Source organism: Kitasatospora sp. NPDC001159 (assembly GCF_053598235.1).
On record NZ_JBSFJV010000239.1, the window covers coordinates 1 to 3,076 of the forward strand.

The following is a 3,076-nucleotide window of genomic DNA, read 5'->3' on the forward strand; positions in this document are numbered from 1 at the left end:
GACGTCGCCGGCGGTCTGCTCGCCTACTACGTCGTCCCGCGCCTGGAGCTCGTCGTCTGCCAGGTCACGCCACCGCCGACACCCTGACCCTCCGGCATCGCCGGGGGTGGCCGAGGGGGATTTGCGCTGTTTCCCCAGTGCCCGGCACAGCGTGGTGGCACCATGAAGTGGCCATGGTCAGGCCCGAGTTCGGGGGTTGTCGTTGCCGGGTGACAAGTGGCGGATCCAGACGGCGGTGTTGGGCAGCGCGGAGTCGGAGGAGCCGCTGATGCTGCCGCTTGAGGCAATCGAGTTGGACGCCTTCCGCCGACAGCACACCACGGGCAGCCCTGGCCGCTGGCCCGCTGGCCCTCGCGGTGGCCGTCTGCGTCCGGCAGATGGCGAGCAGCACCCCGCTGCCCCGGTTGCCGCGCCGCTCGTGATCGCGCCGACCGGCTATGCGGAGAGCTTCGTCGACCGTTGGCTGCGCTCGGCCGGTGCCACCGACTCCGGCGCCCTGCGCGCCGTTGCCCCCGGAGTCAACCTCCCGAAGGTGACCACCGCAAAGACGGCCACGGTCGAGAAGACCGTTGCGGTGCGGAGTGCGCCGATGGGCGGGGCGGGGCCTGCCCGCCTTGCGGGGAAGCGGGCGGCAGCACGAGAGTGGCCGCAACGGTGACCTGCCCGGGCTCCCCGAGCCGACCCGGCTCGATCTGGTGGCCCCGCACGCAGGACAAGCGAGTCGGCCCTGGCCGCCGACCGGGCCGCTGTCGGCCCGTCCGACTTCCCGCGCCCGACCGCGAAGGTGACTTCCCTGCCGGGAGCGGCTACGCGGGACCGGCGTGCGCGCAGGCCCCGCAGCCCGTCCGGTGGCCGGCGAGCGTCGCGTCGAGTTGCGCCTTCATCTGCCGCAACCGGGCGGTGGTGCTCCGCGTCGAGTAGCCGGCGAGACTGCGCAGGACGATCCTTCGGCCCTTGTGCGTCGTGAGGGCCAGCGCGATCCCGAGGCCGGAGGCGGAACCGGCATCGGCCAGGTCGACCGACGCGATCTCGCACCACCGGATCCGGTGTGTCCACTCCACGGTGCGGCTGGTGATTCCGGAGTCGTCGATGACCAGACCCATCCGCAGGACTCGGTAGATCATCACCACCGAGAAGACACCCATCACCGCGCCGAAGACCTTGGAGCCCACGGGCTCCACCGCGATCTCGCCGATAGCGATGAAAAGGAAAACAGCGCCGGCCGCGGTCAGGACGACGCGCTGCAAGAGGCTGGTGGGAATGCGGATCGCGGAGGTGCGGCCATCGGTCACAGCGCGATGCTGGCACCGGGACCGTCGGCAGTCAACCGCCGCAGCACCAGCCGTTCCCCCACCGGGAGTTCGAAGCCGTGGGAGTTCGGCGCCGCGCACGCCCGAGGCGAACCGGCCGACGATCAGGATCGGTGTGGTCCGGGCCGACCCGCGGCCGTGCCGCGGGTCGGCCCGGGGAGTGCGCTGCGGCGACCGTTACCCTCTCCTTGAGATTCACTGGGATGTCGTGGGAATCCCACGGGAGTTCGGGCCTCCGGGCCGTCGTCCGGTTCTGCTGGTCCGCTGTCGTCTGGGCGCCGGCTGTGCCTGGTCGGTCTCCTGCACCGTGCGGGGCCGACCGGGCCGGTAAGCGGGTTGGTGTCGGGGTTCTAGGTGGTCCGGATGGCCTGGTCGCAGCGTGGGCAGGTTCGGCTGCGCAGTTCGGGTGGCCACCAGTGTTGGCCGGGTTCGGTCGGCTGCCACGAATTTCTGACCATTTCGGCGGTGTCGAGGCCGCAGGCGGTGACTGGGCCGGGGCTGCTCGGCAGGTCCGGATCGGACGTGGCCGCGTGCACGACCACCAGGTCGGGCGAGCCGGGGTTCTCCAGGACGACGATCACGTTCATCGTTCCAGCCTCGGTGTACCGCGGCCGTGACGCATCCGCTCGTACGGCCGACCGGCCGGATCGATCGGTATGTCATGACCTTCTTTTGATTGAGAGCGCAAAATAGCCTTGATCACCGATTTGTCTGGACCACTTGCCCGACCGCCGCGCGGGGCCGGGTAGGCGGCGGTCACTCCGCAAGGTGGTGACTGTGAGTGCACACCACCCGTCGAGGCCCCGCCGGAGCCCCGGCCCTGCCACCGAACCGGCCAGAACACCGGAATAGCCGACCGGAGCATTCAGGAAAAGGAGACAGAATCGCATTCCCGGTGGTTTTCGGTGTCGTTGTCACTCCACCGCCCAACCACAGGTCAGGACACCGCGGAACCCACCACACACATCAACACTCACAGATCAGCAGGTCAGAGCCATCACTGCCATCAACCCGGATTCTCGATCAACCCACACGACACACGCCACAGCCATCAGCAGCCCGCGCCACAAACCGAGAACTCACACCGGTAGGCCGGGCGCAGCCAGAGAACGCTCGCGCTGTCCCAGCCGTGCAGCGTGGCGCTCATCAGCGGGTGCCGGTCGTTGCTGCTGTTGGCGGCGAGGCCGTCCCAGGTGAGGAAGACGGCGTCGATGCCGCTCCCGGCGAGGGCCTCCCAGTTTGGCGTCACCGGCTGGAGATAGTGGTCCTTCGGGATCGGGGGGAAGGCCTCCAGGAGGCGGTGGAGGTCGTCCTGGGTGTTGATCAGGTAGATCCGCGCCGAGGAGTCGGGCAGGACGTCGACGGATCGGTCGTAGTGGCGCCCGCTGGGATGGAGGGTATAGCCGTACGGGTCGAGGTGGCAGTGGCCGGTCCACTCGGTGCCGGCCGGGGTTCCGTCGGGCTGCCCGATGTTAACGGGGGCGCTCCACATGCCGCCCTCGGGCCGGTTGCGGGCGGACCCCTCGGACGGCAGGTTGCTGACCGCCTGAAACGTCTCAGGAGCGGGCTGGGTGTTTCCGGTCGGGTACGCGTGGGCGATCGGCGGGAGCTGCTTGCCCAGCTGGTGGAGAAGGCTCACGAGACCTCTCGTGTCAGCGGGTATGCGGCGTTCTGAGACTCCCCCGGGATGCGGGAGAAGCTGACAGCGGTTCAGATGGGGAGCATGGAAGGAAGCCCCACGATGGCCGCACCGATGAAGTACCCAC

Annotated in this window: 4 protein-coding genes; 1 reads left to right on the top strand and 3 read right to left on the bottom strand. The window is 69.3% G+C overall.

Annotated elements, in window-relative coordinates; all coding sequences use genetic code 11:
* Positions 1 to 268: 268 nt before the first annotated feature.
* A complete protein-coding gene (locus ACWC9T_RS41375) occupies positions 269 to 658 on the top strand; it encodes a hypothetical protein (protein WP_449826178.1) in 390 nt (129 codons plus the stop codon).
* 148 nt (positions 659 to 806) lie between these two features.
* Here the strand turns inward: ACWC9T_RS41375 and ACWC9T_RS41380 are convergent, their stop codons facing one another.
* The 3 genes from ACWC9T_RS41380 to ACWC9T_RS41390 all read right to left on the bottom strand — a co-directional run bounded on the left by ACWC9T_RS41380 (position 807) and on the right by ACWC9T_RS41390 (position 2,949).
* Positions 807 to 1,292, bottom strand: a complete 486-nt coding sequence (locus ACWC9T_RS41380) for a hypothetical protein (protein WP_449826179.1) — start codon at positions 1,290 to 1,292, stop codon at positions 807 to 809.
* Between the two features lie 368 nt (positions 1,293 to 1,660).
* Positions 1,661 to 1,897 carry a hypothetical protein gene (locus ACWC9T_RS41385; protein WP_449826180.1) on the bottom strand — a complete coding sequence of 79 codons (237 nt, stop codon included), beginning with the start codon at positions 1,895 to 1,897 and terminating at the stop codon, positions 1,661 to 1,663.
* A gap of 464 nt (positions 1,898 to 2,361) precedes the next feature.
* Positions 2,362 to 2,949, bottom strand: a complete 588-nt coding sequence (locus ACWC9T_RS41390; RefSeq protein ID WP_449826181.1) for a hypothetical protein — start codon at positions 2,947 to 2,949, stop codon at positions 2,362 to 2,364.
* Positions 2,950 to 3,076: the final 127 nt, after the last annotated feature.